This window comes from Scytonema sp. PCC 10023, from assembly GCF_963920835.1.
GTDB lineage: Bacteria > Cyanobacteriota > Cyanobacteriia > Cyanobacteriales > Nostocaceae > Kalymmatonema.
Map to the genome: position 1 here is coordinate 1 of NZ_CAWUDP010000223.1, position 4,735 is coordinate 4,735.

The following is a 4,735-nucleotide window of genomic DNA, read 5'->3' on the forward strand; positions in this document are numbered from 1 at the left end:
CTTTCTTGTCACACCAACTACACATCTTGCTTATATTGTCAATGCGTAAGTCCTAACTAGATGAGGCGCTTTGGGGTTATCCACCTACGCTAAGAAGGCCGCCCGTTTGGCTTCATCTCGTTGACTATACCCGTATGTTTTTTTTTACGCGTATGTCCTATCTTTCGTAATGCCCTCGAAATCGTGCGTTGGCTAATCTCTCCGTCCCATAGCTGTGCCATTTCGCTTTGGGTTTTATCCCCATGCTCTTTGACAAAACTGCAAAACTTCTCCCAATCGCTGATTTTGCCGTTCTGCTGCAATACTGTCCTCGGTTTGGGTTTGACATCACCTGTTTCAGCTTTGCGCTGGAGCCACAAGTTAATCGTGTTGCGACTGATATTGAACAGTTGGCTCGCCTCACACTTCTTGAGACCGTCCAACTCGATCGCTTGCATGACTTTCTGCCGGAAATCATCACTGTAAGGTTTAGCCATTGAAATTGGGTAGACGCAATGCTAACTCTTATAGTCTACGTCCTAATCTTGATGGCTATAGCTATAGTTCCAAAGTTAGGGCAAAGCAGATGCTTGACTTGTCCCCTAACACAGGGTAACATATCATAATGTTAGGATTCAGTACAAACTGGTGCATTCATTTCTAAAAAAGTGACCAGCTGTATTTACCCCATAAGTAATCGACTACGCCGACAAGTTAACCATGACGGCTAGTCACTTTTTTCTGCGTTCTCCCACTAGCTTTATTGAGAAAGCCACACGGTATTAGTTCTCAGGAGTACTAAATTTCTTCGTTGATAGTCTCAAAATTTATTAATGCTATTCTCAATAATATTGAGAATCTGATGGCGGTGAACTGAGTGCTGAAACTTTCGCGTTAATGCACACTGTGTTATTCGAGGTTTTGGTTTAGTAAGTTGCATATATATTAATCCAGAAACAAATTAGTTTTGGGTAACTGACTATCCATTTATGCCTCAGATAGTGATGAAAAGACCAAGCTAGACCATGTATCAGATATGATTGTCAGCCTAAAGAATCATAAGCGGTTGCCCCGCCGTAATGTGTTAGTGGATAACTGGTATGCTATCGAAAAACTCATCCAGCTAATTGAGGACACGGGAAAAATATATTATTGCCCTTTCAAGAAAAACCGACTTGTTGACGATACAGGTGGAGTAGAAAAGTACAAAGCTATTGAAAAGTTAATTTGGAATCAAAATGAAACTCAACAAGGTCAAATAATGCTGAAACCCTAGATTTTGTGTTTGTAGGCGGAAAGCGAAGTGTTCGACCTAGTGGGACTTTGTAAAAAACTAGGCTCAAAATCGCCTCAATCGTATAATTAGCAAGGGTTTTACATCGATTTAGCATATACATACGCCTATCGTAACTGGGTTTGAGGGGCTTTTACCCCTGTTGACATATTTGCCTTGCCCAAAAAGGCTTTCAGGCACTTTTCATCCCAGAAAGTTCAAAGTCCCACTAGGCGTAGTCTTCCCGATTTACTAATGACCGCTTCTGTGTTCTCACAGAGTTAGTACAAATCTTTATTAACTAATTGCGAGAGTGTGGCATGAGTTACGACAAGAGTAAGCAATTTGATGTGATAATTCTAGGTTCTGGACTTGCAGGTTCGATTTTGGCAACCGTTTTAGCAAGACATAATGTTAAAGTTTTGATGATCGATAAGGAAGCTCATCCCAGATTTGCGGTTGGAGAAGCAATGACTCCTGATACAGATTTAATGATGAGTATTCTCAGCTATAAATATTCCGTTCCTGAAATCGATTACCTGAGTTCCTTCAATAATATCTGCAATTATATCTCACCTTCTGCTTGTGGATTAAAGCGCTCGTTCAACTTCATATATCATCGGGAAGGTGAAAAACAGTCTTTGCAAAGCTCTAACAAAATTGGTGTTCTCCCTAGCAGCCACTTATTTCGTCAAGAGATAGACCACTACATGGCAAAAGTTGCTGTGAATTATGGTGCCAAACTTTTAGAAAACACGAATATCGTAGATTTAAAGATAGACCCAAAAGGAGGAATTGAAGTAAAAGTAGAGGGTGACGAACAGTTTGCTGCCAATTATTTGGTTGATGCCAGTGGCTATAATTCTCTGCTTAGCCAGAGATTTAATTTGCGAGAAAAACCAACCAGATTAAAAACCCATTCAAGAAGTATCTTCACTCACATGATTGGTGTAAAGAAGTATGATGATTGTATTCATTCAATTGGAGAAACCCTAGATGAAATACGTTGGTATCAAGGAACTCTTCATCACATATTTGATGGAGGTTGGATGTGGGTTATTCCATTTAATAATCATGAAAAATCAACTAATCCAATTTGTAGTGTAGGACTAAACCTCGATCCTAGAAGATATCCCAGAACTGATATATCTCCTGAACAGGAGTTCCAAAATTTTCTTTCACGATTTCCCAACATCGCCATTCAGTTTGAAGATGCTAAACCTGTTCGCAATTGGGTATCAACAGGTCGCCTTCAATATTCATCCCATTCATGTATGGGAGAACGATTTTACTTACTTCCTCATGCTGCAGGATTTATTGATCCCCTTTACTCCTTCGGATTGGTAAATACTTGTACAATTATCATTCCCTTAGCCTCCCGCATTATGAAGGCTATTTCAGAAAATGATTATTCGACAGAGCGTTTTGCCGACATTGAACGTTTGCAGCAGAAACTTTTTGACTTCAATGATAATTTGGTTAACTGTTCGTACATTTCTTTCCGTAACTTTAACCTTTGGGATGCCTGGAGACGTGTTTGGATGCTTGGAACTTTTATGCGTCAGATGAAAGCAGGAATTAGAATAAAACTAAAAATTGGGGCAGGTAAGGGTGAAGAGTTGTCAATACTAAATAATAATGATGAAGATAACCTAGACAGGTTAACTCCTAGCTATGAAGGATTGGGTGATGATTTTTTCCAAAAAACTACTGCAATAGTCGAAAAGGTGGAAGAAAACTTACTATCTCCAGATGATGCGGCACAACAGATTATGTCGTTGTTAAAATCAATTATTTTCTTACCAGATAATATTTTGAATATTGGAGATGCATCACAAAAAAACGTAGATGGGGCAACTGATTTTTATAAGTCTGAAGTTTTACGTTTTTTGTATTGGGTCAAAGATTCCAAAAAACCAGAGGTTAAGAAGTATTTTGACTACGACGAAGAAGATTTGGTAGCCGCATTCAAGATACGTGCGGGTAAGAGGTAGTGACATTGGGAGACGGAAAATAGGCTTAAGGATTCAGGTGACCGCAAGCCACTATCAAAACTATACTGAGAACCCCCGGTTAAAAACCTTGTCATTACCAACATTTTTAAAGTGACTGGGTAATGAAATTGGCAGCCCAACACATATCCTGTAATCTCAACCATCCCCGCCATAAGGTCTGCCAGGTTGGCAGACCACCAGATTTTCGCGCAAGAAAACCACCCAAACGAGCGATTGCGCTCCGCGCAATCGCTAAAAAGAACTCACTCATGGTTATATCTTCTCTCGGCAAACCGAGACGAGCAACTAAGTATTAACCCAAGTTGCTAGTTACTCTACGCCGGAGCTTCGCTCCGGCGTGTCGGGTCACTCTTCATAATAAAATCCCCTCTAGAGAGAAAATAGGAGGGGTATATGTTAAATGAAACAATTGCCTCCGCTGCGTCAATCGACGACTTATTGAAGGCGATTGGCTTTGCCACTGCCCCTTGGGCAATCGCTGCTTAATCAGTGTGTTTTACCTAAGCGCGTTGATGACATCTACAGCTTAGTAGCGCTCTCGTACCGTTGAAAATTGTCCCTTCCCATGCTTTTCCTGAACGTTGAGGAGTAAGAGCATCAGATGCCAACTCAACTCCATTTTTTTATACCTGTAACTGGTGACCCCTTTTAGTACACTTAAATTTTTTAGGTTTTAGTGTAAACTCCAGTGAAAAAGCTGCCGCACAATTGAGACAAGTCTGTTCACACCTGCCGAAACGCCCGTTATCTTTGTGGGATGCCGAGTACGGTTGTGCTAGTTTTGTCAAACAGACGGCAGACGTAAGAGCCGTTGCATGGCGGCAAATGACAGGCTCGCTAGTTTTACGCCGTATACTGCATAAATTTCTTGACTTATATAATTAGGGGAAGTATATTTTATAAGTGTACCCTAACTGTGGATTTATCAAATTAACCCAGACTTTGCAAGATTAAGAACTCGGTTGTGTTGCAAAAATTTTCAAAAACCCTGTTTGTAGAAGAGTTCCAATTTGTAGTATCTCTACAGCTAGTGTCTAAAAATTTTTTTGCAGCACAACCGATTGAACATTTACAGTTAGGACATTTTGTCTAGTGGGCAACAGGCTGTAGGATTATCGCTTCAACAATCAGCTCTTATAATTTCCCTCGAAAAAGAGAAACCTTATGAAACTTCCTGATGGTCCCCGGATTCCACCCTGGCTAGAGACAATCCAACTGATTGTACGTCCCCTAGAATTTTTTGATGAGCTGGGAGAGCGCTATGGTGACGCTTTCACGCTAGGAGATAGAAACAATTCTCCAGTCGTGTATTTGAATCACCCCCAAGGAATTAAGGAAATCTTCGCTGCTGATCCAAATTTGTTTGGAAGTGCCAGCCCGATTCACGTGGAAACTATTGTAGGGAAGCACTCCCTAGCTGTAGGAGCCAGCAATAAGAAACGCTTCGACCAGCAATAAGGATCATTCT

The 4,735-nt window shown here is 40.7% G+C and carries 3 protein-coding genes and 1 pseudogene; 3 read left to right on the forward strand and 1 reads right to left on the reverse strand.

Annotated elements, in window-relative coordinates; translation table 11 throughout:
- Positions 1-87 precede the first annotated feature (87 nt).
- A pseudogene (locus ACM0OZ_RS47880) lies at positions 88-476 on the reverse strand (IS630 transposase-related protein); the annotation flags it as partial.
- Positions 477-1,015: 539 nt separating this feature from the next.
- On the opposite strand from ACM0OZ_RS47880, the gene ACM0OZ_RS47885 reads away from it, so the two are divergent.
- From ACM0OZ_RS47885 to ACM0OZ_RS47895, 3 genes are all read left to right on the forward strand, one after another.
- Positions 1,016-1,255 (forward strand): hypothetical protein, encoded by a 240-nt coding sequence (locus ACM0OZ_RS47885; protein ID WP_414589997.1) that lies wholly within the window; start codon positions 1,016-1,018, stop codon positions 1,253-1,255.
- 317 nt (positions 1,256-1,572) lie between these two features.
- Positions 1,573-3,246, forward strand: coding sequence for an NAD(P)/FAD-dependent oxidoreductase (locus ACM0OZ_RS47890; protein ID WP_414589998.1), 1,674 nt, complete (start codon positions 1,573-1,575; stop codon positions 3,244-3,246).
- Between the two features lie 1,185 nt (positions 3,247-4,431).
- Positions 4,432-4,725, forward strand: coding sequence for a hypothetical protein (locus ACM0OZ_RS47895; RefSeq protein ID WP_414589999.1), 294 nt, complete (start codon positions 4,432-4,434; stop codon positions 4,723-4,725).
- Positions 4,726-4,735 lie beyond the last annotated feature (10 nt).